The following is a 25,030-nucleotide window of genomic DNA, read 5'->3' as shown; positions in this document are numbered from 1 at the left end:
AACTTTCCGACCCCGGACCGTCACGGTCCGGGGTCTCCTCTTCTCTCACGTTTTCGGTTAGGCTCGGCTACATGAGTCCTGGTTCCCCCGATGACCTCGGGGCCGAGGGGCCTCGCCGCATCAATTGGAACCGACTTCCCGGCCCAGGCGACGACGCGGACGGGCCTCCGCCCCCGCACAGCCGCCCCCTGCGCGGCGCCACTCCCGCCGACGGCCCGTCCAGAGCCGGTTCGACGCCGCCCGGCGTCCCCAATCGCGGTTCGACGCCGCCCGGCGGCGTTCCGCGGCCCCCGCAGCCCCCACCCGGCCGGCGTCCGCGCGTCGGGGTCGGCCGCACCGGCTCCCAGCCGCAGGTCACCGGCGCACACAGGAACGTCCAGCCGAACGCCGCCGGCCAGTCCAAGAAGCGCAAGCCCGGCAAGGGCGGCGAGCCCGAGAGCCGCCTCTCGCAGCCGCACAAGCGCCACTACCTGTCGCTGTGGGTCGAGCTGCCGCTGCTGCTGATCGTCGCATTCTCGGCGGCCGTCCTACTGCGGACCTTCGCCGTCCAGCCCTTCTACATCCCCTCGGGGTCGATGGAGCAGACTCTCCAAGAGGGCGACAAGGTTCTGGTCCTCAAGCTCACTCAGACGCTGCGCAGCCCGCAGCGCGGCGAGGTCGTGGTCTTCCGCGGCACCGACCAGTGGGACCCCGAGTTCCGGCCCGCCGCGAGCGGCTCGTTCCTGTCCGACTTCGGCACGGCCGTGCTCGACCTGGTGGGCCTGGCCGAACCCAACGAGAAGGACTTCATCAAACGCGTCATCGCCGTCGGCGGCGACACCGTCTCGTGCTGCGACGCGGAAGGGAACGTCCAGGTCAACGGGATCTCCCTGGACGAGGATGAGTACGTCTACGACAACGCCCCGCTCGACGTCGAGCCGGGCAGCTGCCACTCCAGGCAGTTCGAGGAGCTCGCCGTCCCCGAAGGGCACGTGTGGGTGATGGGCGATCACCGCGGCAACTCGCAGGACTCCCGATGCCAGGGCCCGGTCCCGGTCGAGAACATCATCGGCAGGGCCATCGCCCTGGTCTGGCCGACCGACCGCGTCCGCGACCTGGAGATCCCCTCATCCTTCGACGTCCTCGACGGCACCACCGGCGGGACGGGCGAGAACGGGGGGACCGACGAGGCACCCGAGGGCGAGGAGGCTGACGCGGCGGCGGGGCACCAGGCCGGCCTGGGCGCCCACGAGAATCTGCCGCCCGCGTTGCCCGCCTCGGCGACCGCCCCGGAGCTCGCAGGGCGACCGCGTAGACTCGCACCGTGATCGAAGAGGGGCAAGCGCCTGGCGCGGACGGCGGAGGCGCCGAGGAGTCTTCCGAAAAAGAACCCGACAAGAAGGGGTCGTTCTGGAAAGAGCTCCCCATCCTGCTCGGCGTCGCCATCCTGGTGGCGTTCTTGGTGCGGTCGTTCGTCCTCCAGACCTATTACATCCCTTCCGGCTCCATGGAGACGACCCTGGAGCTCGACGACCGTGTCCTGGTCAACAAGCTCGTCTACCACTTCTCCGAGCCCGAGCGCGGCGAGATCATCGTGTTCACCGCGCCCGAGCGGTGGCGCTCGAACATGGACGAGGACGAGTTCATCAAGCGGGTCATCGCTGTCGGCGGCGACCACGTGGTGTGCTGCGACGACTCCGGTCGGCTCACCGTCAACGGGGAGCCGCTCGACGAGGGCGACTACCTGTACGTCAACCCGCTGACCGGCGACCAGGACGTGCCCAGCCAGGACTCCTTCGACGTGATCGTCCCCGATGGGAAACTGTGGGTCATGGGCGACCACCGGCAGGCCTCGGGGGACTCCCGCGAGCAGTTCATCCGGTCCGGCGGCGACGTCGAGGCCGCGACCATCGCCGCAGACGACGTCATCGGCAAGGCCTTCGTGCTGTTCTGGCCGTTCAACCACGCCACCTGGTTCACCGCGCCGGACACGTTCGAGGACGTCCCCGACCCATCCTGACCGTGATACGCCCGACCCGTTCCCGCATGCGCCGAGACAGCGACCTGTACTCGCTGGAGGCGGCCTTGGGCCGGCGCGGCCTCGGGCCGGTCGCCGGCGTCGACGAGGCAGGACGAGGCGCCTGCGCGGGCCCGCTCGTCGTCGCCGCGGTGATCCTGCCACCGAGTGCGCGCGTGAGTGAACTGGGCGACTCCAAACTCCTGACCGAGGGCGCCCGAGAACGCGTCCTCGAGCGGCTCCGCCGCTCGGCCGCCGACATCGCCGTGGTCGCCTACGGCCCGGCCGAGATCGACCTGCGCGGCGTCGGGGTGTGCAACCTCGAAGGCATGCGGGCCGCCGTCGCAAGGCTCGCCTCGCGCCCCGGCTACGTGCTCACCGACGGCTTCCCCGTCGCCGGGATGCCGGTCGCGAGCCTTGGCGTCGTCAAAGGCGACCGGACCGCCGCGTGCGTCGCCGCAGCAGGGGTGGTCGCGAAGGTCACCCGCGACCGTCTGATGGCGGAATTGGACGGACGCTACCCTCACTACGGCTTCGCCGAGCACAAGGGATACGGAACGCCGGCGCACGCGGCGGCGCTCGCCGAACGGGGACCTTGCGAGGAGCACCGGATGTCGTACGCCAACGTGGCCGAGCACTCCGGCGCCCGGCCAGCCGCGGGCCGCTTCGGGGGCGGGCGCACTATCGTGGGAGAGGCCGTTGAGATGAAGGAGCAGTGTTGAGCGCCGAGGACCTCGAGAAATACGAGACCGACATGGAACTGCAGCTGTACCGCGAGTATCGCGACATCGTGCGGCAGTTCACTTACGTCGTCGAGACCGAGCGGCGGTTCTACCTGGCCAACGCGGTGGAGGTCCACGTCAAAGGCGCGGACGCCGAGACGTATTTCGAGGTCGAGATGACCGACGCGTGGGTGTGGGACATGTACCGTCCCGCCCGGTTCGTCAAGCACGTGCGGGTGCTGACCTTCAAGGACGTGAACGTGGAGGAGCTCGACAAGCCCGACATGACGCTCCCGTAGGGCGCGAGCGTCCGAAACTGGACGGGAACGCGGGGTGACGACGCCGCTAGGATTGTGGCGTGTCAACACTCCGCGATGTCGTCAGCTCCTACACCGACCTCTCCTCGAACTCCGGTGCCCACCTCCAGCGTCTCGTAGCCGAATGGCAGCTGCTCGCCGATCTGTCCTTTGCCGACTTCCTGCTGTGGGCGGCCGTCAAGGACCACCCCGGCCGGTACGTCTGCCTCGCCCAGGTCCGGCCCACCACCGGCCCCACCGCGTACGAGGAGGACCAGGTCGGGCGCATCGTCGAGGGCGAGGACGCGGCGCACCTGAACGTCGCGTTCACCGAGGGCCGCATCTTCCGCGAGGGCGACCCGGTCTGGCGCGGCGACGTCGCCGCCCGCCACGAGGCCATCCCGGTCCGCCGTCGCGACCGCAGCCAGGTCATCGCCGTCGCCGCCCGCGACACCAACCTCTCCGACACTCGCAGCCCCTCCCACCTGGAGCTCAACTACCTCAAGACCGCCGATTACCTGGTGCAGATGCTCACCGACGGCGGTTTCCCGCCCCCGCTTCTGCCCGGCGAGCCGACCACCGCACCGCGCATCGGCGACGGCCTGGTCCGAATCGGCGCCGACGGCCTCGTCCGCTACGCCTCCCCGAACGCCCTGTCCGCCTACCGTCGCATGGGCGTCACCGGGCACCTGCGGGACCGGGACCTCGCCGAGCTGACCCGCAGCCTGCCCGGCGACGCCGAGACCGGGGCCGACGCCGCCCGTCGGATCACCGAGGCGCTCTCCGGAGGGACGCCGCGGCGCAAGGAGATCGAGGCGAAGGGTGCGACGGTGCTCATGCGGGCGCTGCCGCTGCGCCCGGGCGGCAAGGCCGCCGGCGCGCTCGTCCTGGTGCGCGACATCACCGAGGTCCGCCGCCTCGACCGCGAACTGGTCACCAAGGACGCCACGATCCGCGAGATCCACCACCGCGTCAAGAACAACCTCCAGACCGTCGCCGCGCTGCTGCGCCTCCAGGCCCGCCGCGTCGGCTCTCCCCAGGCCCGTGTCTCCCTTGAGGAGTCGGTGCGACGCGTCGCGTCCATCGCGCTCGTCCACGAGACCCTCGCGCAGTCCTCGGACGAGTCGGTCGGGTTCGACCAGATCGTCGACCGGGTCGCCTCCATGGCCGTCGAGGTCTCCGTAGCCGAGTCGAAGGTCACGCTCCGGCGCGAGGGCACCTTCGGCGTCCTGCCGAGCGAGTACGCGACACCGCTGGTGATGGTCGTCAACGAGCTCATTCAGAACGCCGTCGAGCACGCCTACCCTCCCGGCCAGGATGGCGAGGTCGTCATCGGCGTCGCCCGCGACGGCGATCGCTTGCGCGTCACCGTGTCCGACCAGGGCAAGGGCCTGCCGGAAGGTTTCCGGATCGCGGGCTCGAACCGGCTCGGACTCCAGATCGTCCACACGCTCGTCACCGGCGAACTGCGCGGCACCATCGACATGCGCCCGCGCGAGGACGGCGGCACCGAAGCGGTGGTCGACTTCGCACTCCAGTGACCGATCCGGCAGTTGTCCAGGTGGCGGGACGAGGGTGTCAAATCTCGACCGGATATGGCATGCTTGCTCGCATGTCTCGCGCACACGGACTCCGACTGGTGGCACGCCGCCACGTCGACTTCTGCCGTGTGTTCAGCGCCGCCTGTCTGATGCGCGCTTAAACCGCTTCCGGCTTCCGCCGTCGAACCGTGCCACACCCGTGTCTGGATTCAGGAGAACCGTGCCAACGCCAACGCGCAAACCCAGCCGCCCGAAAGGCCAGGGCCAGTGGGCCATGGGCCACCGCGAGCCGCTCAACAAGAACGAGCAGTCCAAAAAGGACGATAACCCGCTGAATGTGCGGCAGCGCATCGAGGGCATCTACGCGCACCGCGGCTTCGAATCGATCGACCCGGCCGACTTGCGCGGGCGCTTCCGCTGGTGGGGCCTGTACACCCAGCGCAAGCCCGGCATCGAAGGCGGCAGGACCGCGATCCTCGAAGAGGAGGAGCTGGACGACAGCCACTTCATGATGCGCGTCCGCATGGACGGCGGCCAGCTCAGCCGCGAGCAGCTGCGCACCGTCGCGGAGATCTCCAAGGAGTTTGCCCGCGACACCGCCGACGTCACCGACCGCGAGAACGTCCAGTACCACTGGATCCGCATCGAGGACGTCCCCGAGATCTGGCGCCGCCTCGAAGCGGTGGGCCTCGACACCCAGGAGGCGTGCGGCGACTGCCCCCGCGTCATCCTCGGCTCCCCGGCCGCCGGTGTCGCCGAGGACGAGGTGATCGACCCCACTCCGCAGATCAAGGCCATCCACGACCGCTTCGTCGGCGACCGCTCGCTGTCGAACCTGCCGCGGAAGTTCAAGTCGTCGATCAGCTGGCTGCCCGACAGCCCTTACGAGACCAACGACATCTCGCTCGTCGGGGCCCACCACCCCGAGCTCGGACCCGGCTTCGACCTTTGGGTCGGGGGCGGACTGTCGACCAACCCGATGTTCGCCAAGCGCCTCGGCGTGTGGGTCTCCCAGGAGGACATCGAGGAAGTCTGGGTCAACGTCGTCCGCATCTTCCGCGACTGGGGCTACCGGCGACTGCGCACCCGCGCCCGCCTGAAGTTCCTCGTCAAGGACTGGGGCGCAGAGAAGTTCCGCGAGGTCCTGGAGAGCGAGGCCTACCTCGGACGCAAGCTCCCCGACCTCGAGGCGCCGCCGGTCCCCGAGAAGCTCCTCGACCACATCGGCGTCCACAAGCAGAACGACGGCAACTTCTTCATCGGCGTCGCCCCCGTCGCCGGGCGCGTCAGCGGCACGGTCCTCGGCCAGCTCGCGGACATCGCCGAGAAGTACGGCTCGGACCGCATCCGCGCCACGCCGCTGCAGAAGCTGCTGCTGCTCGACGTCGCACCCGAGAGCGTCGAGGAGGCCGTCGCCGACCTCGAGGCGATCGGCCTGTCGGCCAACCCCTCGCCGTGGCGCCGCGCCACCATGGCCTGCACCGGCATCCAGTTCTGCAAGCTCGCCATCGTCGACACCAAGGACCGCGCCCGCGACCTCGTCGCCGAGCTCGAGAAGCGCGTCCCCGAACTCGACACGCCGATCTCCGTCCACGTCAACGGCTGCCCCAACGCCTGCGCGCGTACCCAGACCGCGGACATCGGCCTCAAGGGCCAGCTCATCACCGTCGACGGGCGGCAGGTCGAGGGCTTCCAGGTCCACCTCGGCGGCGGCCACGCGGCCGCGGCGAGCCTCGGGCGCAAGTCCCGCGGCCTGAAGGTCGCCTCCGCAGACCTCGGCGACTATGTCGAACGCGTCACGCGGCGCTACCTCGCGGGCAGGTCGCAGGGCGAGACGTTCGCACAGTGGGTCCACCGGGCCGACGAAGAGGAATTGAAGTGAGCGGCCGCGTCGTTCCCTATTACTGCCCGTACTGCGGAGAGGAAGACCTCAGGCCCTACGAGCCGGAACCCGACAGCGACGTCGAGATCCGATCAGGTTGGCATTGCCGAGACTGCACCCGTGTGTTCTCCCTCAAGTACCACGGGATGGCCGCGCCGCCGACCGTAGAAGCGCCGTTCACCGGCGGGAGCACCCCGCCCGACCCCGAATCGGAGTAGATCGCATGAGCAGCACGACGAACCGGGACCCCTTCGAACTCCGCGACCTCGCCGCCGAGGCGGGCAAGCGCCTCGAAGACGCCTCTGCCACCGACATCCTCGAATGGGCCGTAGGCGAGTTCGGCGAGCGCTTCTGCGTGACCTCGTCGATGGCCGACGCCGCCGTCGTCCACCTCGCCTCGAAGGTCGCCCCCGGCATCGACGTGGTCTTCCTCGACACCGGGCTGCACTTCCCCGAGACCCTTCAGGTCCGCGACTTCGTGGCATCGACGATGGACGTGAACGTCCGCTCCATCCGGCCCGACCAGTCCGTGCTGGGGCAGGACGCCGAGTTCGGCCCGAGGCTGTTCGAGCGCGCCCCCGACGAGTGCTGCGCCCTCCGCAAGGTCCTGCCGCTCAACGAAGCCCTGGCCGACTACGACGGCTGGGCCACGGGCCTGCGCCGTGACGAGGGGCCGACCCGGGCGAACACCCGCGTGGTCGACTTCGACGTCTCCCGCAGGAAGGTCAAGGTCTCCCCGATCGCCAAGTGGACCGAGGCCGACCAGCTCGCCTACATCGAGCGCTACGACATCCCGGTCAACCCGCTGCTGGGTGACGGTTTCCGCTCGGTCGGCTGCTGGCCGTGCACGCGGCGGACCGAGCCGGGGGAGGACCCGCGCGCCGGCCGCTGGGCCGCGTTCGACAAGACCGAATGCGGACTCCATGCCTGAGGGGGCCGTCGTCCTCGTCGCGCACGGCAGCCCCGACCCGAGGTCGCCGGAGGCCGTGCGTGAGATCGCGGCCGCCGTCGGCGCCCGCGTCGGGTTCCTCGAGTTCAACGAGCCGGAACCGGTCGAGGTCCTGACCGATCTCGCCGATGCGGGCGTCGAGCGGGCCGTGGCGCTGCCGCTGCTGCTGACCGATGCCTACCATTCTCAGACCGATCTGCCGGAGGTCGCCAGGCGTGCCGTGGAGGCTCGTCCCGGCCTGAAGGTCGACGTGGCCCGTCCGCTTGGCGACGCCTCCCTGGCCGAGGCCCTGATCCGCGGTCTGCCCGAAGACGTCGACGGCGTCGTGGTCTGCGCGGCCGGGACGCGGGTCGACTCCGGCCGCGCGCACGTCCACCACATAGCCGAGGAGGTCGCCCGGCGCGCCGGAGTCAAGGCGCTCGCCGGATTCGCCTCGGGCCCGGGCCTGAACGCGGCCCAGGCGGTCGGACAGCTCCAGAGCGCCGGAGCACGGCGCATAGCCGCGGTCTGCTACTTCGTCGCGCCGGGACTGCTCTGCGACGCGGCCGTCGAGTCCGCCCGCTCGGCGGGCGTCGTCCACGTCGGCGAGCCGCTCGGCACGGCCCCTGAGCTACTGGAACTCATCGCCGCACGAGCCGCCGAGGTGTAACTCCCCGAACGCCCGGTTCTCGCCGAAACCGACCGCCTTGCGTGTCGGCGGCGCGAAGATCAGCGCCAGCATCACCGCCGCCAGCCCCCACGCGGTCAGTCCGAGCGCCGGATGCGCGGCGTCCCGCAGGAAGTACCCGACCGGCACCCACAGCAGCGACTGGAAGACGGCCTGCGCGATCACATTGCGGCCTTGGAGGAATCGTCTTCCGATCAGCCAGTAGTAGGCTCCTAGGAGCCAGGCGATGACCGCCACTCCCACTGCTGCGCTTGCAGAGTCGACGTCGCCGGTGACGATCTGCGTGACGCCCCACACTCCGGCCGCGGCGAGTCCGATTGCGAGCAGCCAGAACAGTCCGGCTGCGGCGAACACGGTCCAGGGTCGGTAGTCGTCACCCGGCGAATCGGTGACGGCGCCCATGTCGGCGTCGGTTTCATTCACTCGCCAACCGTATCCCGGGCTACGCTGCGCCTATGCACGCCCTGCAACCGGTGCCACAGCGTGGTCTGCTCATCGTGAACCCGAAGGCCTCGAGCACCTCTCGACGCCGTTTCAAGCGCGTCGTCAAGAAGCTCGAGGCGGTGGTCGACGTGACGGTCCGGCAGACCGACTCCCGCGGCCACGCCGAGGAGATCGCCAAGCGTGGCGCCGGTGAGGGCTTCGACGTCGTCCTCAGCCTCGGCGGTGACGGCACCGTCAACGAGGTCGTCAACGGACTGCTCGCCGACGGCCGCACGGCGGCCGAGGCGCCGGTGTTCGCGCCGATCCCCGGCGGGTCGACCAACGTGTTCGCCAGGGCCCTGGGGCTGTCGTGGGACCGGCGCAAGGCCGTCGGGGAGATCGTCGCCGCCCTCGAAGGCGGTCGGCCCCGCACGGTCGGCCTCGGGCGAGTCGCCGATGAAAAAGAAGAGCGCTTCTTCACATTCTGTGCCGGTCTCGGCTGGGACGCGTCGGTCATCAAGCGCGTGGAGACCTATCGCCGCAACGGTCGCAACTTCGGCGCACACTATGCGCGAGCCGTCATGGCTGAGCTGAATGAGCATGGCGTGGAAGGCGAGTCGATGGAAGTTGAGATGTCTTCAGGTGAGACGGACACCTCTACCGGCATGGTCGTCGTCCAGAACTGCGCACCTTGGACGTATCTTGGCACCCTTCCGGTGAATCTCAACGCGCGGGCATCCTTTAATGCTGGACTTGACGTCTTGATTCTGCGTAAACTTGGATTGTCGGCCACCGCCCGAACCGCCGCCTCACTACTGGTGGGCCGCGAGGGTCCGGACGGTAAGCACGCGGTCACGCATCACGATCTTTCGCGGATTCGCGTGCGTGCATCGCTCCCGCAGGCGTTCCAGCTCGATGGGGACTATCTCGGAGAGCGCACGGAACTCGAATTGACTTCGGTTCCCGGGGCATTGCGGGTGGCCTGCTAACAACTTGGGAAAACCTGAGCGTGGGTGTTGACAAGTCGACACGGAGCAGGCAAGGTTGATTTCGCCGCCTTACAAGGCGGCGTGGGGCTTCATAAACGAATATCGTATTTTCGGTGCGTAATGACCGGGCATTGGATGAGTCTCGTTGCCGAGTGCTCAACCGTGACGAAGCTTTCAAGTCTTCACTTCGTCCAGCTTGAGTACCAGTGTGTCAAACCGGTTCGACTCGCTGTCATCGCCCCCCTCCCGGGGGCGACATGGGAGCCGCCCCGGGGATCCCGCGGTAGGGGTCCCGGCGGTGTCCGCCTGTGCTTCGGAAGGCGCGGTCACGAGTCTTCGTCGAGGTAGCTCGGTGAGTTCACTCACTTCGAGCTGGTTTCCGGAGTCGAACCTCTTGACAAATCCAATCCTTGTGAAAGTATTCACAAGGTGGCCGGGTCAAGGTGCGGGCCGTCGATTGTCGAACGGCCGACCCGGTGCGCCGGCGGATGCTCTCGCTTGTGCCCAAGCGTTCAGCAATGGCGCTGATGCGAATGAGAGCGACTCCGCACTCGCGGTAATAACGGTTGCCCTTGTCGGGATACCGGTACTCTCCGCGATCGGCCGCCACTATCGTGCGCGAAGGTGCAACCGTCCTCAATGCGGGACCGGACGGGATTGCGTGCGTTGGCGATCGAACCGCATTCGCCCGAACTGCAAGCTATTCATAACACCGTGTAAGCAAATGTCTGATTATTCAGCAAGGAGATGTTTTGATGGATTGGCGCCACGAGGCCATTTGCCGAGACGAGGACCCCGAACTGTTCTTTCCCATCGGGGACACCGGCCCGGCTCTGACGCAGATCGAGCAGGCCAAGAACGTCTGTAGGCGCTGCCCTGTCACCGAGGAGTGCCTGCGGTGGGCGCTCGAGACCGGCCAGGACGCCGGCGTATGGGGTGGAATGAGCGAGCTGGAGCGCCGCGAGCTCAAGCGCCGCTCCGGTGCCCTGCGCCCGCTGGCCGCCCAGGCCGTCAGCTGAGCGCAGAGTCGTTCGGCTCGCAGTCCCTTGAAACCAGGCCATCCCTCGAATTGAGTAGACAAGAAGCTTGAAAGGCCCGGCGCACGCGCCGGGCCTTCAAGCTTTTCAGCCTCCGCGATCAGCGGATCCGGTGCGCCTGGGTGTCGGCGTCCGCCTCGGTCGAGGGGCGCCGCTGCCTGATCCGGATCGTCGACGCCGGACCATCGACCTCCGAGTCCACCTCGTCGGTGAGCGCCCTGAGGACCTGCCATTGGTAGGTGCCACTGTCGGGGAGCGGCTCGCCCTTCGGTCGGTTCAGCACGATCTGGAGCGTCTCGACACCCACCTCCAGACGGCAGTGGAGGGCGTCGTCCCCACTGCGCCTGCGGAACGGCCTGTGGCGGCCGGGCTCGGGCGGGAGCAGGAGCGTAACGGCGGCGTTCACCGCCGCCCGGAGGTCCTCGATCTCGTCGAGCGAGAAGCCCAGCCGTGTTGCCACCGCGGCCGTGGCGGTGGGCAGCACCGAGAGGTAGTCGCCCGTCGCCGGGACGTCGAGCAGCAGCACGTCTTCGCGATCTTCGCTCACCGGCATGGCCGCTCCCTGTGACGTTGTGCAGACCTCGCGGTCTCCAGCAGCTCCAGGTGCAAAGGATAGTGGGAGCCTCCGACAGGCGGGGACCGCCCTGCCCGATTCACCCGCTGATCCCACATCGGCCACGCGGGAGCCCCCCGCCGATCGGACACCGCGCCCAGACGCAGTGAAACGCCCGCGCGACCCGGGATGCCGGGCCACACGGGCGTTCCGTAGTCGCAGACCGACGAGTTACTTCTTCGTCTCCCAGAAGATCTCGGCGATCTGGTCGATCTTCGCGAGCAGCTCCTCGGCGACCTGGGGATCGGCGCTGCCCTTGGAGCCGGAAGCCCCCGCGAGCTTCGTCGCCTCATTGACCAGCGTGTGCAGCTGCGGGTACTTCTCGAAGTGCGGCGGCTTGAAGTAGTCGGTCCACAGCACCCAGAGGTGTTCCTTCACCAGCTGGGCGCGTTGCTCTTTGATCATGAGAGCACGGGCGCGGAACTCCGGGTCCTCGTTGGCCTGGTACTTCTCGCAGATCGCTTTGACCGACTCCGCTTCAATGCGGGCCTGGGCGGGGTCGTAGACCCCGCACGGCAGGTCGCAGTGAGCCGAAGCCGAAATCTGCGGCAGCAGCCGCTTGAACAGAGGCTTCAACATTGCCCCTCCAGCTTCTTTCCAGTGGGCGTGATTCCAGTGCTGACCCTACCTCTCGAAGGGCCGATCCCGTGGGTACCCCTACAGTTAGAGACGCAACACAAGTCCATCTGAAAACCATGATGGACAGTGCGTTCGCCAAGATGGAGGTCTGTTGCCGATGCTCGCCGCTTACGCCCGCAATGTGAATCCCGACGATCCGTTCTCGGCGCTCTCGGTGGGTGAGATGCCGCCGCCCGACGTCCCGGACGACTGGACGCGAATCGCCCTCACCGCCGCCTCGGTCAACCACCACGACCTCTGGTCCCTCGCCGGCGTCGGCCTCAGCGCCGACCAGTGCCCGATGATCCTCGGCACCGACGCCGTCGGCACCACCCCCGACGGCGACGAGGTCGTGGTCTACCCGGTCATCGCCGACCCCTCCCTCGACGACGAGACCCTCGACCCCAGACGCACCCTCCTGTCCGAGCACTACCCTGGCACCCTCGCCGAGACGGTCGCCGTCCCCGCCCACAACCTCGTGCCCAAGCCGAAAGGTTGGAGCTCCGCCGAGGCCGCCTGCCTGCCCACGGCCTACCTGACCGCGTGGCGCATGCTCACCTCCCGCGGGCGGCTCCCTGAAGGCGGCGCCGTCCTCGTCCAGGGCACCGGCGGCGGGGTCGCCAGCGCCGCGATCGTCCTGGCCAAGGCCATGGGCGCCCGCGTGTACGCCACCGGCCGCGAGGCCGAACGCCGCGAGAAGGCCGCCGCGATCGGCGCAGAGGCCGTCGAGCCCGGCGCACGTCTGCCCGAACGCGTCGACGTGGTCGTCGACTCGGTCGGCGAACCGGTCATGGAGCACTCGATCAAGTCCCTCAAACCCGGCGGGCGCCTCGTCGTCTGCGGCGTCACCGGCGGCCACGCCCCCAAGATCGACCTGCGGCACGTGTTCTTCAAGCAACTGGAGATCCTCGGTTCGACCATGGGCACCAAAGACGAGCTGGCCGAGCTCATCGCGTTCTGCGAGGCGAACGACGTGCGGCCGGCCATCGACTCCAGCCACGCGCTGGCCGACGCCGGGGCGGCGCTGCGCCGCCTGGCCTCGGGAGACGCCTTCGGAAAGGTCGTGGTCACAGCGTCGTAAGTACGACTGTGGCCGGGTTTCTGGACGGTTTCGCCGCCGACCGGTCCTGGGGGCCTTCACCCTGTACTGATCAGGGGAGGGCGACCATGTCAGTTGTCGAACGGCTCAAGGGCGGGATGAAGTCCGGTGCCGGGAGCGTATGGGCGGTCACGAAGAAGGCCGTGCTCAAGCTCGCGATCGCCGCGGCCATCGTCGTGGTGGTCGCGACGCTGATCGAGCGCGGCGAAGGGTCGGCGGCGGATACGGGCGGCACCGGTTCGGTTCCCGCCGAGGGGCGCGCGGTGGCGGCGCAGGCGACGGTCCTGTCGGAGGAGAACGCCGGTGAGCAGTTGATGCTGTGCCGGTACGAGGTGCACGCGACGTTCGGCGTCTCGATCTTCACGGACTCGAAGATGAGTTCGAAACGGCTCGTGAGGATCTGGAGCGGCGACGAGATCAACGGCTCGTGCGAGCCCAGGGAGGGCGAGAGGACGCTCGGCTGCGCGGGCCTGTCGTGGGACACGGAGTGGATCAGGGTGCATTCGGGCACCACGGTCGGGTGGAGCCCGGCGTCGTGCCTGGAACGGGTCGGCTTCTTCTGATCTCGGTGACGCGAACGGGGCGGAGCCGTCGGGCCCCGCCCCGCATCGCGATGTCGGTCGGTCAGCGGCTGAGGCCGACGCCGGCGACGCCTCTGACGATCTGCTTCTGGAAGAGCATGAACACGATCAGGAGCGGCAGTGCGCCGAGGATCGCCGCGGCCATGTTCTGGGCGTAGAACAGGCCGTAGCCTCCCGCGACGACGCCGAGGCCGACCGGGAGGGTCATGATCGACGGGTCGTTGGCGACCAGCAGCGGCCACAGGAAGTTGTTCCAGGAGCCGATGAAGGTGAAGATGCCGACGGCCGCGAGGATCGGGCCGGACAGCGGCAGGATGACGCTCCGCAGGATCCGGAGGTGCCCGGCGCCGTCGAGCTTCGCGGCCTCTTCGTAGTCGCGGGGGATGGCGTCGAAGAAGCGCTTGAGGATGAAGATCATCACCGGTGCGACGACCTGCGGGAGCGCCAGGCCCCAGTAGGTGTCGACCATCCGCAGGGCGCTGACGACGTCGAACAGCGGGATGATGAGTGCCTGCGGAGGGATCATGATCCCGGCGAGGATGACCGCGTAGATGACCTTTTTGCCCGGGAAGTCGAGCCTGGAGAATCCGTAGGCGGCCAGGACGCACAGCCCGAGGGTCAGGACGGTGACGATCGTGGAGACCACGGTGGAGTTGATCATCCAGGTGAGGTGGTCTCCGCGTTCGAACAGGACCCGGTAGCCCTCCAGCGACCAGTCCTGGGGGATCCAGCGGATGGGCTGGCCGAGGCTGGCCTCGGTCTCGGTCTTGAACGAGGTGGACAGTGCCCACAGGAACGGCACGAGCCACAGCAGGGCCAGGAAGAAGGCCGCGAGGTAGACCAGGGCGGAGCCGGCGGTGATCCGGCCGCGCTTCCTGTTGATCGTGCGGGGTTCTCTCTCGGGGGCCGGTGGCCTCTCTTGCACGGTGGTCACGTTAGTCCTCCTTCCTGGACAGCAGTCGGAACTGGACGAGGGCGACGATGAGGATGAAGGCGAACAGGATGTACGACAGCGCCGAGGCGTAGCCGACCCGGAATCCCACGAAGCCGGCGTTGTAGACGTACTGGATGAACACGTTCTCCGGCGAGAGGTTCGATCCGCCGCCGGCCATGAGGTAGTACTGGTCGAAGATGCGCAGCGAGTTGATCAGCTGGAGCACGATCACGAGCGCCGTGGTGCGCCTGAGCAGCGGCAGGGTGATGCTCCACAGCTTCTGGACCGGGTTCGCGCCGTCGATGTCGGCCGCCTCGTAGACCTCGGTCGGGATGGTCTGGAGGGCGGCGAGGTAGAGCAGGAAGTTGAAGCCGAGCGTCCACCACACGGTGGTGGTGACGACCGATCCCATGGCGTCTTCCTGGAAGATCCAGAGCCGGTCGCCGCCCAGGCCCCATTCGCCGAGGTAGTGGTTGATGAGCCCGCCGTCGGGCTGGTACATCCAGACCCAGATCAAGGTGACGACGGAGACGGGGATGACGAACGGCGCGAAGAACGACAGCCGCAGGAACCAGCCCAGCTTGCGGGCGCGGTGGGCCAAGAGCGCGAAGGCGAGGCCCAGGATCACCAGCGGCGGGGTGCTCAGGATGGTGAACCACGCGGTGTTCCACAGCGAGTCCCACGCTTTGGGGTCGCCGAAGGCCTCGGTCCAGTTCGCCAGGCCGATCCAGTCGACCGGGCGGCCTGTGAGGCTCTTGTCGGTGAAGGAGTAGTAGAGGCCGAGGATCATCGGCCAGAGCAGGAAGACGGCGTAGACGGCGGTGAACGGCAGGACGAACCAGAGCCCGATCCAGGAACGGCGTCTCGGCGCGCGGTCCGGTGTCGTTGACGGTGGTTTCTCCGCCGCCCGCGCCGCTGCGGACGTGTCGGTGTCAGTAGTCATCAGAGAGGTCCCTATGAATCGTTTCAGTCGATCGGGTTCGGCAGTTCGACCAGCGTCTGCGCTCGCGCCTTGATGGCGTCGAGCGCCTGCTCGGGGTTGGTGTTGCCCGCGTAGACACCGGCGAGGACCTGGGCGACCTCGTCGGCCAGTCGCGCGGCCGATCCGGAGAACCAGACCTCGGGATCGAACTGGACGTTGTCGACCACGCCGGAGTACTCGGCGTTGGGTTGCAGCGCCTGGTATTCGGGGCTCTCGGTGACGGGCAGGTAGGCGGGGGTGTGCCCCGCGCCGGCGCCCCACTGGAAGCTGTTGCGCAGCATCCAGGAGACGTACTCGATCGTGGCCGGGCGGACCTCGGGGTCCCAACTGTTGTGCCGCGGGAGCACGAATGCGTGGACGTCGCCCTGGGTGCGGCGATTGCCGAAGAAGTCGGGCATCTCGCTCATGGAGAAGTCGAGCCCCTGCGCCTCGTCGAAGGCGCGGAAGCGGGCGATCTCCCAGTTGCCGACCTGGACGAGCCCGGCGGCGCCGTTCTCGAAGTTGGCGGCGGTCTGGGCGCCGTCGGAGATGCGCGGGCACAGCTCCTCCTCGGCCATGCGCCACATGACGTCGATGGCGGCGAGGGCCTTGTCGTCGTCGAGTTCGTGGCCGTCCGCGTGGAAGGTCCACTCGCCGTCCTGCTGGCGGTACCAGGCCCAGAACTGGCGCCATCCGGCGTTGGTGTCGAGGGAGGTGCCGTACTCGCCGGTGACACCCTTGACCGCTCTGAGCAGGTCGAAGTACTCCTCGACGCCGTGGGTCTCCAGGAGGGTGCCGTCGGCGTTGAGCACGCCGGCCTCGCCGCAGAGGGTCCGGTTGTAGTAGTTGACGAGGACGTGCGTGTCGAGGGGGATGGCGTAGAGCCGGTCGTCGGAGAAGCACCGCTCCCAGATCGTCGGCGAGAAGTCTTCGGGGTCGAGGCCCGCCTCGACGATCTCGTCGATCTCGATGGCGTCGAGGAGGGTGGCGGGGGAGAGGCTCTCGAGCCGGGAGAGGTGGATCGTGGCGACGTCGGCGGCGTTGCCGCCGGAGGCGCCCATGACGAGCTTGGTGTAGAAGGGTGTGCCCCAGGCGAAGGTGGTGGCCTTGAGGTCGACGTCGGCCTCGTCCATGAACTGGCCGTGCATGTCGGTCATGATCGCGCCGTCGGAGCCGGCCAGGAGGTTCCACTGCTTGACGGTGGTCCGGCCGCTGAACGCGTCGGTCGCCGAACCGCATCCGGCCAGGCCCAGGCCCGTGGCGGCCGCCGTGCCCGAAAGGAGTGCCCGCCGGGATACCGGACCCGGGGGCGAGGGATTGTTCCGCATGTACGTATCACTCCAATGTGATAGTTGTTGCCGCAGTCGCGAAGAATGCATGATCTAAACGACATTGTTATCGCTAACGCGCAAGGACGTCAAGAGCGGAACCGGTATCTATTTAGGTTTATGTTTCAATTGATTTCGATGTTGAGCAGGTGATGCACGAGAGAAGGGGGAAGCCGTACGGCTTCCCCCTTCTCTCGACGCGTATTCGTCAGGCTCGCAAGATCATTCGCCCGTCGCTACGGCTTCGGCACCGCGACGTCGACGAGTGCCTGCTGCTCCATCTCGTGGACCTTCGGCGAACCGGTCGACGGCGCTGCGGCGGCGGGACGCGAGATCCGGCGCAGGTGGACCCCGCCGAGCTCCTCCAGCAGGTTGAGCGCGATGTGCGACCAGGCGCCCTGGTTCGCCGGCTCCTCCTGGACCCAGGCGGTCTCGGCGGCGTTCGGGAATGCGGCCAGCGCGCCTCGCAGCTCCTCGGCCGGCAGCGGGTACAGCTGCTCGACCCGCAGGATCGCGGTGTCGGTGACGCCGCGCTGCGAGCGGGCGCCTGCCAGGTCGTAGTAGACCTTGCCCGAGCACAGCAGGACCTTCCGCACGTCTTCGGGCCTGATGTCGCCGGAGACGACCGCCGGGTCGGGCATGACCGGCTGGAAGCGGCCGGTGGTGAACTCGTCGAGCTGGCTGACGGCGGCCTTGTGGCGCAGCAGCGACTTCGGCGTGAACACGACCAGCGGCTTCTTGACCGGGTCCAGCGCCTGGCGGCGCAGGAGGTGGAAGTAGTTGGCCGGGCTGGTGCAGTTGGCGATGCGCATGTTCTCGTCGGCACACATCTGCAGGAACCGCTCCATGCGGCCCGAGGTGTGGTCGGGGCCGGCGCCCTCGTGGCCGTGCGGCAGCAGCAGCACGACGCCCGAGTGCTGGCCCCACTTGGCCTCGCCCGAGGAGATGAACTCGTCGACGATGGTCTGGGCGCCGTCGGCGAAGTCGCCGAACTGGGCCTCCCAGGCCACCAGCATGCCCGGGTTCTCGACCGAGTAGCCGTACTCGAAGCCCATCGCGGCGAATTCCGAGAGCAGCGAGTCGTAGACGAAGAACCGCTCGGTCTGCTCGCCCAGGTGGGCCAGCGGCGTGTACTCGCGGCCGGTCTCCTGGTCGATGACGACGGCGTGGCGCTGCACGAACGTGCCGCGGCGGGAGTCCTGTCCGGCGAGGCGGATCGCCTTGTTCTGCATCAGCAGCGAGCCGAACGCGAGAGTCTCGGCGAAGGCCCAGTCGACATTGCCCGAGGCGGACATCTCGCTGCGCTTCTCCAGGACCTTGCGGACCGACTTGTGCGGGCCGAACCCTTCGGGGAGCGTGGTGTGCGCCTTGCCGATCATCGCGATGGTCTCGGCGTCCACAGAGGTGTCGATGTCGGCGACGGGCTCGGGCTGGTGGCGCCACGGCATCGGCCCGGTCTGGCCCGCGAGGGCCTCCTTGGTCTCCCGGAAGACGCGCTCCAGCTGCTGCTGGTAGTCCGCGAGGGCCTCCTCGGCGTCCTCCATGGTGATGTCGCCGCGGCCGATGAGCGCGCGGGTGTAGAGCTTGCGGACCGACTGCTTGGCGTCGATGACCTGGTACATCTGCGGGTTGGTCATCTTCGGGTCGTCGCCCTCGTTGTGGCCGCGGCGCCGGTAGCAGACCATGTCGATGACGACGTCCTTGCGGAACTGCTGGCGGTAGGCGAAGGCGAGCTTCGCGACCTCGCAGACCGCTTCGGGGTCGTCGCCGTTGACATGGAAGATCGGCGCCTGGATCATGCGGGCGACGTCGGTGCAGTACAGGCTGGAGCGCGAGTGGGCCGGGGCGGTGGTGAAGCCGACCTGGTTGTTGACCACGACGTGGACGGTGCCGCCGGTGCGGTAGCCGCGCAGCTGCGAGAGGTTCAGCGTCTCGGCGACCACGCCCTGGCCGGCGAACGCGGCGTCGCCGTGGATGGCGACGGGCAGGACGGTGAAGCCGTCCTCGCCGAGGTTCAGTCGGTCCTGCTTGGCGCGCACGATGCCTTCGAGCACCGGGTTGACCGCCTCCAGGTGCGAGGGGTTCGCCGTGACCGACACGGTGGTCTCGGCCCTGCCGTCGGGGGAGGTGAACTTGCCGGTCATGCCCAGGTGGTACTTGACGTCGCCGGAGCCGCCGATGCTCTTGGGGTCGATGTGCCCCTCGAACTCGGTGAAGATCTTGGAGAGCTTCTTGCCGACGATGTTCGCCAGGACGTTCAGGCGCCCGCGGTGGGGCATGCCGATGACGACCTCGTCGAGCTCGGAGCCCGCCGCCTGGTTCAGGACCTGGTCGAGCAGCGGGATGAGCGACTCGCCGCCTTCGAGGCTGAAGCGCTTCTGGCCGACGAACTTGGTCTGCAGGAACGTCTCGAACGCCTCGGCGGCGTTGAGGCGGCCGAGGATGTGCTTCTGCGTCTCGGTCTTCGGCTTCTCGAACGGCACCTCGATGCGCCGCTGGAGCCACTCGCGCTCCTCGGGGTCCTGGATGTGCATGTACTCCACGCCGATGCGCCGGCAGTAGGAGTCGCGCAGGACGCCGAGGATTTCGCGCAGCTTCATGCGCTGCTGGCCGGCGAAGCCGCCGACCGGGAACGTCCGGTCGAGGTCCCACAGGGTCAGCCCGTGGGAGAGGATGTCGAGGTCCGGGTGGTGGCGGATCTCGTAGTGCAGCGGGTTGGTGTCGGCCATGAGGTGGCCGCGGACCCGGTAGGCGTGGATCAGCTCGATGACGCGGGCGTTCTTGTCGATCTGGCCCTCGTGGGTCTTGGCGACGTCCCTGACCCAGCGCACCGGCTCGTAGGGGATGAGCAGGCTGCGGAAGACCGAGTCGAAGAAGTCGTCGCCGAGCAGCAGCTGGTGGAGCGTCGCGAGGAACTGGCCGGATTCGGCGCCCTGGATGATGCGGTGGTCGTAGGTCGAGGTGACCGTCATGATCTTAGAGACGCCCAGGTCGGCGAGGGTCTCGTCGGAGGCCCCGGCGAACTCGGCGGGCACCTCCATGGCGCCGACGCCGACGATGAGGCCCTGGCCTTTCATCAGGCGCGGCACCGAGTGGACGGTGCCGATCCCGCCGGGGTTGGTGAGCGTGAGCGTCGCCCCGGAGTGGTCCTCCATGGTGAGCTTGTTGTTGCGGGCCTTGCGCACCAGGTCCTCGTAGGCGTGCCAGAACTCGCGGAAGTCCATCGACTCGCAGTTCTTGATGGACGGCACCACGAGGGTGCGGGAGCCGTCGGGCTTGGCGAGGTCGATCGCGAGGCCGAGGTTGATGTGCTCGGGCGTCACCAGGGTCGGCTTGCCGTCGACGCTCTTGTAGGAGGCGTTCATGCCCGGGTGGGCCTTGACCGCCTGCACCAGTGCGTAGCCGATCAGGTGAGTGAAGGAGACCTTGCCGCCCTGGCTGCGTTTGAGGTGGTTGTTGACGACCACTCGGTTGTCGAACAGCAGCTTCGCCGGGACGGCCCGCACGGATGTGGCCGTGGGGATCTCCAGCGAGGCGTCCATGTTCTGCGCGACCTTGGCGGCGACGCCTTTGAGGGGTTTGGAGCCGGACTCGTTCACGGTGGGGGTCGCCTTCTTCGATGGTTCGGGCTGGGAAGCGGGCGTCGCCGTGGCCGGAGTCGACTCACGGGTCGGTTTCGGCACCACCTTGGGCTTCTCGACCTGCTCGGTCTGCGGCGCGGGTCCGCCTGCGGAGACCGTCTCGGCCTCGGTCTTCGCCGACGCGTCCGGGGTGGGAGCGGCCTCGGCCGCGGTCTCGCCCACGTCGGCGAGGCCGACGCTCATCGGATCGCCGCCGAAGAACTCCCGCCAACCGGCGCTGACGCTGTCGGGGTTTTCGCGGTAACGCTCGTACATCTCGTTGACCAGCCACTCGTTGGCACCGAAATCGGTCAACGGGCTGCCCTGAGTCGAACTCGACACAGCTGAATCGCCTCTTCTTTGCAGACGCTGCGTGGACGGGGACAGCAGTCCCCCGATCAAGGGTAACCGTGAGGCGGAAAAACGGTAGTACCGGTGACGCCGTTGCGGGACCGGTCACTAGTGACGTCTGACGCTATGCGGTCCGGGAGGCGCTGCGCTCTTTCGCCGTGAACGTCTCAGTGGGCTCTTCCAGGAGTTCTTCGGCGCCGACGACGGTGAACAGGCGGGTGATGAAGCGGTTCGGATTGACCACGGCCAGCTCCACGCCCATCTCCCGGGCGATCCGGTAGGCGACCACGATCGTCCCGATCCCCGTCGAGTCCAGCACCGTCACCTTGGCGACATCGACCCGGATGGCCGTCACACCGCCGGCTTCCAGGGCGTTCGTGATGGTCTCGCGGATCTGGGGAGCTGTCGCGTAGTCGACCTCGCCGGCCAGTTCTACGGTGACGACCCCGTTCTCGGTCGTGCCGGTCTCGATTGACAGCGTCATGAACTCACCTAACAGACTTGTAGGGTGTCACGGCCCGAGCACCTGCCGTACTCGGCTGCGACACAAAGTCTATCCGACGCCGCCGACTGAAAACAGACCGCGCACGCCGACTTGACCGGGAAGTGCGGCCATGATCCGCCCGACAGTGATGCGCCCCATCGGTTGATGCCGCCGCATCACGTTCTGCATCGGCGTGTCCGGCCGCGAAACCCGGGACGGTTGGCGGGCCCGATGACGGGACGTATCCTCTGAACGACCCCTGGCCAGCCGCCTGCCGACATGTGAAGATGAGGTCCATGCCCCAGTCGAACACCCAGTCCGAGGCCACACTCCTCGTCGTCGAAGACGAGGAGAACATCTGCGAGCTGCTCGCCACCTCCCTGCGTTACGCCGGATTCGCGGTCCACGCCGTGGGCACCGGCGACGAGGCGCTGCGGTCGGTCGCGCGACACCGCCCCGACCTGGTCGTCCTCGACGTGAACCTGCCCGACTTCGACGGCTTCGAGGTCGTTCGACGCCTTCGCTCCGGATCCGACCACACCCCGGTGCTGTTCCTCACCGCCCGCGACGACACCGCCGACACCGTCACCGGCCTGTCCGCCGGCGGCGACGACTACATCACCAAGCCGTTCGCGCTCGAAGAGGTCGTCGCCCGCATCCGCGCCGTCCTGCGCCGCAGCGCCGGCGAGCTGCCGCGGCCCTCCCGCCTCAAATACGCCGACCTCGAGCTCGACGAGGAGACCCACGAGGTCTGGCGCGCCGGCGAGGCCGTCCAGCTCTCGCCCACCGAGTTCAAGCTCCTGCGCTATTTCATGATCAACGCCGGGCGGGTCCTGTCCAAGGCGCAGATCCTCGACCACGTGTGGCGCTACGACTTCCGCGGCGACGACGGCATCGTCGAGTCCTACGTCTCCTACCTGCGCCGCAAGGTCGACACCGGCGACCCCAAGCTCATCCAGACCCTCAGGGGCATCGGCTACGTCCTGCGGGAGCAGAATCGTTGAGCGGACTCCGCATCGTCGAGGCAGTCAGGGAGCGGTGGGACCGCACGCCCCTGCGGGTGAGGCTCACCGCCGCCGTGCTCGCACTGGTCGCCGGGTCGCTCATCCTCATCAGCGTCTCCACGATCCTGGCCCTGCACTCCTACTTCCTCAGCAATGTGGACGAAGAGCTCGAGGACACGCTCCTCAAGGGCGACTCCAGGTCCTTCAGCACCCAGTCCGACGGGGAGGCCGCCACCAGCCTCGGCGTGCGGCCCAACCAGTACATCTTCAGCCTGGTGGACGACGACGGCAATCGCATCGACGTGCCCGCCAACCGCTCCGACTCGCCGGTGTTCTCCCTCGAGGACCTGCGCAAGGCGCGCGGCGAGGGCTTCACCGCGCTCGCCGCGGACGGCACCACCCGATGGCGCGTCCTCGCCCTGCCCGGCACCGAGGTCGGCACCGAGCACGAGGACTACGACCCGAAGGTCGAGACCGGCGAGCGAGCCGCCCACTACGTCCTGTCCTACCGGCTCGCTCACTTCGACAAGACCGTCGCCGGCCTGGTGTGGGTCGACATCCTCATCGGCACGGGCGTCCTGGCCGGACTCGCCGCGCTCGGCGTCGGCCTGGTTCGGGCCAGCCTCTCGCCGCTGCGCCAGATCGAGAACACCGCCGCGATGATCGCGGCCGGGAACTACTCGCGCCGCGTGCCCGACCACGATCCGGCCACCGAAGTCGGCCGCGTCGGCTACGCCATCAACTCGATGCTCGGCAAGATCGAGAGCTCGATCCGGGCGAGGGAGCACTCCGAGGGGCGCGCGCACGACTCCGAGCGGCGCATGCGGGAGTTCATCGCCGATGCTTCGCATGAACTGCGCACGCCGCTGACCAGCGTCAGGGGCTTCGCCGAGCTGGTTCGCGCCAATCCGGACATGCCCGAGGCCGACCGCCAGCACTACATCGGGCAGATCGAGGACGCCGCCAAGCGGATGGGGCTGCTCGTCGGTGACCTGCTGCATCTGGCCCGGCTCGACCAGGAGCGGCCGGTCGAGACCGAGCCGGTCGAACTCGCCGTGCTCGGGCACGAGGCCGTCACCGAGCACGCCGTCGTCGCCGAGAGCCACGAGTTCGAGTTCAAGTCCGCGCCCGGAGCGCCGACCGTCGTGGCCGTCGACCGGGCCCGTATCCGGCAGGTCCTCGACAACCTGTTGACCAACGCCGTGCGGCACACCTCTCCGGGCACCCGCATCGTCGTCGAAGTCGCCGCCGACGGCGACGACGTCGTGATGCGCGTCGCCGACGACGGCCCCGGCATGACGCCCGCGACGGCTGAGCGGGTCTTCGAGCGGTTCTTCCGCTCCGAGGTCGTCAGTCACCCCGGATCGGGGCTCGGCCTGGCGATCGTCGCGGCCATCGTGAAGGCCCACGGCGGCACCGTCTCGGTCCAGTCCGAGCCGGGCCGGGGGACCGTGTTCACCGTGCGTCTGGGCGCCGCGGACGACCCCGGGCGCGACCCGGAGGAGCATTAAAGGGTTTTAAGGCGTTTTCGCAGCGAAGCGAGAGCCTGCGGCAGCATGCTCCCTTATATGAGCAACGCCGAGACCATGCCGAGCCCCGAGGAGGGCCGGGACCAGGGCCCCGAAAAGGCATCCGAAACACCGAACCACGAGGCCGACGAGGCGTCGCGGACCGCGCCGGAACCCGCCCCCGCACCCGAGCAGACCCGTGTCATGCACCCCGACCAGAACGCCGCCGCGGCGGTCGCGCCACCGCACATGGCGGCGCCGGGTGCTTCGCCCGGCGCCTGGGCGCCGAACCCCGGGCCCCCGCCCGCCTACGCCGGCCCCGGCACCGCCGTGGCCCCGCCCAAACACGGCCGCGCCGGGCTGGTCGCCGGCGCACTCGCGTTGGCGCTGGTCGCGGGCGGGGCCGGAGGCGTCGCCGGATGGTTCCTGTCGGACAGGGAGGAGTCGACCACCGTCGTCGAGTCGGTGTCGATGGACGCCGGCTCCGGCAAGACCTACACCGAGATCGTCCAGGAGGTGAGCCCGTCGGTGGTGACCATCGTGACCAACTCCGCCGAGGGCTCGGGCGTGGTCTACTCCGACGACGGCTACATCGTCACCAACAACCACGTCGTCGAGAGCGCGAACGCCGCCCAGGTGCGCTTCCCCGACGGCGACACCGCCGACGCCGAGATCGTGGCCACCGACCCCACGCAGGACCTGGCCGTCCTCCAAGTCTCAGGCGTCGACGACCTGACGCCGATCACCTTGGGCGACTCCGCCGAGGTCCAGGTCGGCGACGCCACCGTCGCGATCGGCTCACCGCTGGGCCTGGAGGGCACCGTCACCACCGGGATCGTCTCGGCGCTCAACCGCTCCATGCAGGTGTCTGGCGAAGACCCGCAGCGCGGATTCGGCCAGTCCCCCGGAGAGGCCCTCACCGGCCTCATCCAGACCGACGCGGCGATCAACATGGGCAACTCCGGAGGCGCGCTGGTCAACGGGAACGGCGAGCTGATCGGCATCAACACCGCGATCCTCTCGACCGAGTCGGGCAATGTCGGCCTCGGTTTCGCGATCCCCTCCAACACCGTTGAGGACACGGTGGACCAGCTCATCGAGCACGGCTCGGTCGAGCAGGGCTATCTCGGCGTGTCGGTGAGCGACACGCAGGGCAACGGGGCGATGATCCTCGGCGTCGAGTCCGACTCGCCGGCCGACGAGGCCGGGCTGCAGGAGGGCGACGTCATCACCGCGGTCGACGGCACGCAGGTCACCAGCGCCTCCGAGGTCGTCTCGGCGGTGCAGAGCAAAGCCAGCGGCGACCAGATCACCGTCACCTATGTCAGGGACGACCAGGAGGAGACCATCGACGTCACCTTGACGTCCAGGTAGCGGCGCAGGCAGGCCCCGGAGCCACACAGAGAGGGGCTCCGGGGCCTCGGCCA

General features: G+C 68.4%; 24 protein-coding genes. 16 read left to right on the top strand and 8 right to left on the bottom strand.

The features are described from left to right. Window positions 1-71: 71 nt before the first annotated feature. From lepB (L0U85_RS12810) to L0U85_RS12770, 9 genes are all read left to right on the top strand, one after another. Complete coding sequence (gene lepB, locus L0U85_RS12810) at window positions 72-1,307, top strand: signal peptidase I (RefSeq protein WP_241378152.1); 1,236 nt, start codon at window positions 72-74, stop codon at window positions 1,305-1,307. Further along, window positions 1,304-1,999, top strand: a complete 696-nt coding sequence (gene lepB / locus L0U85_RS12805) for a signal peptidase I (RefSeq protein ID WP_241378151.1) — start codon at window positions 1,304-1,306, stop codon at window positions 1,997-1,999. Before lepB (L0U85_RS12810) ends, lepB (L0U85_RS12805) begins: the two co-directional genes overlap by 4 nt. A 2-nt stretch (window positions 2,000-2,001) precedes the next feature. Next, window positions 2,002-2,718, top strand: coding sequence for a ribonuclease HII (locus L0U85_RS12800; protein ID WP_347177437.1), 717 nt, complete (start codon window positions 2,002-2,004; stop codon window positions 2,716-2,718). Then, complete coding sequence (locus L0U85_RS12795; RefSeq protein ID WP_241378149.1) at window positions 2,715-3,017, top strand: DUF2469 domain-containing protein; 303 nt, start codon at window positions 2,715-2,717, stop codon at window positions 3,015-3,017. The genes L0U85_RS12800 and L0U85_RS12795 overlap by 4 nt, the downstream gene beginning before the upstream one ends. Window positions 3,018-3,076: 59 nt before the next feature. Next, window positions 3,077-4,555 carry a PAS domain-containing sensor histidine kinase gene (locus L0U85_RS12790; protein ID WP_241378148.1) on the top strand — a complete coding sequence of 493 codons (1,479 nt, stop codon included), beginning with the start codon at window positions 3,077-3,079 and terminating at the stop codon, window positions 4,553-4,555. Window positions 4,556-4,775: 220 nt separating this feature from the next. Beyond that, window positions 4,776-6,437 carry a nitrite/sulfite reductase gene (locus L0U85_RS12785; RefSeq protein ID WP_347177436.1) on the top strand — a complete coding sequence of 554 codons (1,662 nt, stop codon included), beginning with the start codon at window positions 4,776-4,778 and terminating at the stop codon, window positions 6,435-6,437. Next, window positions 6,434-6,655, top strand: a complete 222-nt coding sequence (locus tag L0U85_RS12780; protein ID WP_241378147.1) for a hypothetical protein — start codon at window positions 6,434-6,436, stop codon at window positions 6,653-6,655. The genes L0U85_RS12785 and L0U85_RS12780 overlap by 4 nt, the downstream gene beginning before the upstream one ends. A gap of 5 nt (window positions 6,656-6,660) precedes the next feature. Further along, a complete protein-coding gene (locus tag L0U85_RS12775; protein WP_241378146.1) occupies window positions 6,661-7,368 on the top strand; it encodes a phosphoadenylyl-sulfate reductase in 708 nt (235 codons plus the stop codon). Further along, entirely contained in the window at window positions 7,361-8,035 is a 675-nt protein-coding gene (locus L0U85_RS12770; protein ID WP_241378145.1) for a CbiX/SirB N-terminal domain-containing protein, read from the top strand. The genes L0U85_RS12775 and L0U85_RS12770 overlap by 8 nt, the downstream gene beginning before the upstream one ends. Here the strand turns inward: L0U85_RS12770 and L0U85_RS12765 are convergent. Next, window positions 7,997-8,476, bottom strand: coding sequence for a hypothetical protein (locus tag L0U85_RS12765; protein WP_241378144.1), 480 nt, complete (start codon window positions 8,474-8,476; stop codon window positions 7,997-7,999). The genes L0U85_RS12770 and L0U85_RS12765 overlap by 39 nt on opposite strands. A gap of 32 nt (window positions 8,477-8,508) precedes the next feature. On the opposite strand from L0U85_RS12765, the gene L0U85_RS12760 reads away from it, so the two are divergent. After that, window positions 8,509-9,465 carry a diacylglycerol kinase family protein gene (locus L0U85_RS12760; RefSeq protein WP_241378143.1) on the top strand — a complete coding sequence of 319 codons (957 nt, stop codon included), beginning with the start codon at window positions 8,509-8,511 and terminating at the stop codon, window positions 9,463-9,465. 755 nt (window positions 9,466-10,220) lie between these two features. Next, on the top strand, window positions 10,221-10,484 hold the full coding sequence (locus L0U85_RS12755; protein WP_241378142.1) for a WhiB family transcriptional regulator: 264 nt from the start codon (window positions 10,221-10,223) through the stop codon (window positions 10,482-10,484). A gap of 118 nt (window positions 10,485-10,602) precedes the next feature. Here L0U85_RS12755 and L0U85_RS12750 read toward each other — a convergent pair whose 3' ends face one another. Together L0U85_RS12750 and sodN are read right to left on the bottom strand one after the other, a co-directional pair. After that, window positions 10,603-11,055, bottom strand: coding sequence for an anti-sigma regulatory factor (locus L0U85_RS12750; RefSeq protein ID WP_347177435.1), 453 nt, complete (start codon window positions 11,053-11,055; stop codon window positions 10,603-10,605). A 231-nt stretch (window positions 11,056-11,286) separates the two neighbouring features. Next, window positions 11,287-11,694, bottom strand: a complete 408-nt coding sequence (sodN, locus tag L0U85_RS12745; RefSeq protein WP_241378140.1) for a superoxide dismutase, Ni — start codon at window positions 11,692-11,694, stop codon at window positions 11,287-11,289. Window positions 11,695-11,851: 157 nt separating this feature from the next. Between sodN and L0U85_RS12740 the strand changes: the two genes are divergently transcribed. Next, complete coding sequence (locus L0U85_RS12740) at window positions 11,852-12,814, top strand: zinc-binding dehydrogenase (RefSeq protein ID WP_241378139.1); 963 nt, start codon at window positions 11,852-11,854, stop codon at window positions 12,812-12,814. A gap of 86 nt (window positions 12,815-12,900) precedes the next feature. Then, a complete protein-coding gene (locus tag L0U85_RS12735) occupies window positions 12,901-13,395 on the top strand; it encodes a hypothetical protein (RefSeq protein WP_241378138.1) in 495 nt (164 codons plus the stop codon). A gap of 61 nt (window positions 13,396-13,456) precedes the next feature. On the opposite strand, the gene L0U85_RS12730 is transcribed toward L0U85_RS12735, so the two are convergent. From L0U85_RS12730 to L0U85_RS12710, 5 genes are all read right to left on the bottom strand, one after another. Continuing rightward, window positions 13,457-14,347, bottom strand: coding sequence for a carbohydrate ABC transporter permease (locus L0U85_RS12730; protein WP_241378137.1), 891 nt, complete (start codon window positions 14,345-14,347; stop codon window positions 13,457-13,459). A 1-nt stretch (window position 14,348) separates the two neighbouring features. Further along, a complete protein-coding gene (locus tag L0U85_RS12725; protein WP_241378136.1) occupies window positions 14,349-15,290 on the bottom strand; it encodes a sugar ABC transporter permease in 942 nt (313 codons plus the stop codon). A 23-nt stretch (window positions 15,291-15,313) separates the two neighbouring features. Next, entirely contained in the window at window positions 15,314-16,636 is a 1,323-nt protein-coding gene (locus tag L0U85_RS12720; protein WP_241378135.1) for an extracellular solute-binding protein, read from the bottom strand. A 236-nt stretch (window positions 16,637-16,872) separates the two neighbouring features. Continuing rightward, complete coding sequence (locus L0U85_RS12715) at window positions 16,873-20,598, bottom strand: multifunctional oxoglutarate decarboxylase/oxoglutarate dehydrogenase thiamine pyrophosphate-binding subunit/dihydrolipoyllysine-residue succinyltransferase subunit (protein ID WP_347177434.1); 3,726 nt, start codon at window positions 20,596-20,598, stop codon at window positions 16,873-16,875. Between the two features lie 133 nt (window positions 20,599-20,731). Continuing rightward, a complete protein-coding gene (locus L0U85_RS12710; RefSeq protein WP_241378133.1) occupies window positions 20,732-21,091 on the bottom strand; it encodes an STAS domain-containing protein in 360 nt (119 codons plus the stop codon). 287 nt (window positions 21,092-21,378) lie between these two features. Here L0U85_RS12710 and L0U85_RS12705 point away from each other — a divergent pair, with 287 nt between their 5' ends. Genes L0U85_RS12705 through L0U85_RS12695 form a run of 3 tightly spaced genes read left to right on the top strand, consistent with a single transcriptional unit; the run spans window position 21,379 to window position 24,977 of the window. Continuing rightward, window positions 21,379-22,095, top strand: coding sequence for a response regulator transcription factor (locus L0U85_RS12705; protein ID WP_347177433.1), 717 nt, complete (start codon window positions 21,379-21,381; stop codon window positions 22,093-22,095). Next, complete coding sequence (locus tag L0U85_RS12700; RefSeq protein WP_241378131.1) at window positions 22,092-23,606, top strand: HAMP domain-containing sensor histidine kinase; 1,515 nt, start codon at window positions 22,092-22,094, stop codon at window positions 23,604-23,606. Before L0U85_RS12705 ends, L0U85_RS12700 begins: the two co-directional genes overlap by 4 nt. 57 nt (window positions 23,607-23,663) lie before the next feature. Then, window positions 23,664-24,977 carry a trypsin-like peptidase domain-containing protein gene (locus L0U85_RS12695; protein WP_241378130.1) on the top strand — a complete coding sequence of 438 codons (1,314 nt, stop codon included), beginning with the start codon at window positions 23,664-23,666 and terminating at the stop codon, window positions 24,975-24,977. Window positions 24,978-25,030 lie beyond the last annotated feature (53 nt).

It is taken from the genome of Glycomyces sp. L485, from assembly GCF_022548875.1.
Lineage (GTDB): Bacteria > Actinomycetota > Actinomycetes > Mycobacteriales > Micromonosporaceae > Glycomyces.
This window is presented reverse-complemented; position numbering and strand designations above follow the sequence as displayed.

Coding starts and splice junctions, on each gene's coding strand:
- L0U85_RS12770 (WP_241378145.1), top strand. CDS start 7,361: ATGCCTGAGGGGGCCGTCGTCCTCGTCGCGCACGGCAGCCCCGACCCG.
- sodN (WP_241378140.1), bottom strand. CDS start 11,694: ATGTTGAAGCCTCTGTTCAAGCGGCTGCTGCCGCAGATTTCGGCTTCG.
- L0U85_RS12695 (WP_241378130.1), top strand. CDS start 23,664: ATGAGCAACGCCGAGACCATGCCGAGCCCCGAGGAGGGCCGGGACCAG.
- L0U85_RS12755 (WP_241378142.1), top strand. CDS start 10,221: ATGGATTGGCGCCACGAGGCCATTTGCCGAGACGAGGACCCCGAACTG.
- L0U85_RS12775 (WP_241378146.1), top strand. CDS start 6,661: ATGAGCAGCACGACGAACCGGGACCCCTTCGAACTCCGCGACCTCGCC.
- L0U85_RS12705 (WP_347177433.1), top strand. CDS start 21,379: ATGAGGTCCATGCCCCAGTCGAACACCCAGTCCGAGGCCACACTCCTC.
- L0U85_RS12725 (WP_241378136.1), bottom strand. CDS start 15,290: ATGACTACTGACACCGACACGTCCGCAGCGGCGCGGGCGGCGGAGAAA.
- L0U85_RS12720 (WP_241378135.1), bottom strand. CDS start 16,636: ATGCGGAACAATCCCTCGCCCCCGGGTCCGGTATCCCGGCGGGCACTC.
- L0U85_RS12710 (WP_241378133.1), bottom strand. CDS start 21,091: ATGACGCTGTCAATCGAGACCGGCACGACCGAGAACGGGGTCGTCACC.
- L0U85_RS12735 (WP_241378138.1), top strand. CDS start 12,901: ATGTCAGTTGTCGAACGGCTCAAGGGCGGGATGAAGTCCGGTGCCGGG.
- L0U85_RS12750 (WP_347177435.1), bottom strand. CDS start 11,055: ATGCCGGTGAGCGAAGATCGCGAAGACGTGCTGCTGCTCGACGTCCCG.
- L0U85_RS12760 (WP_241378143.1), top strand. CDS start 8,509: ATGCACGCCCTGCAACCGGTGCCACAGCGTGGTCTGCTCATCGTGAAC.
- lepB (WP_241378152.1), top strand. CDS start 72: ATGAGTCCTGGTTCCCCCGATGACCTCGGGGCCGAGGGGCCTCGCCGC.
- L0U85_RS12740 (WP_241378139.1), top strand. CDS start 11,852: ATGCTCGCCGCTTACGCCCGCAATGTGAATCCCGACGATCCGTTCTCG.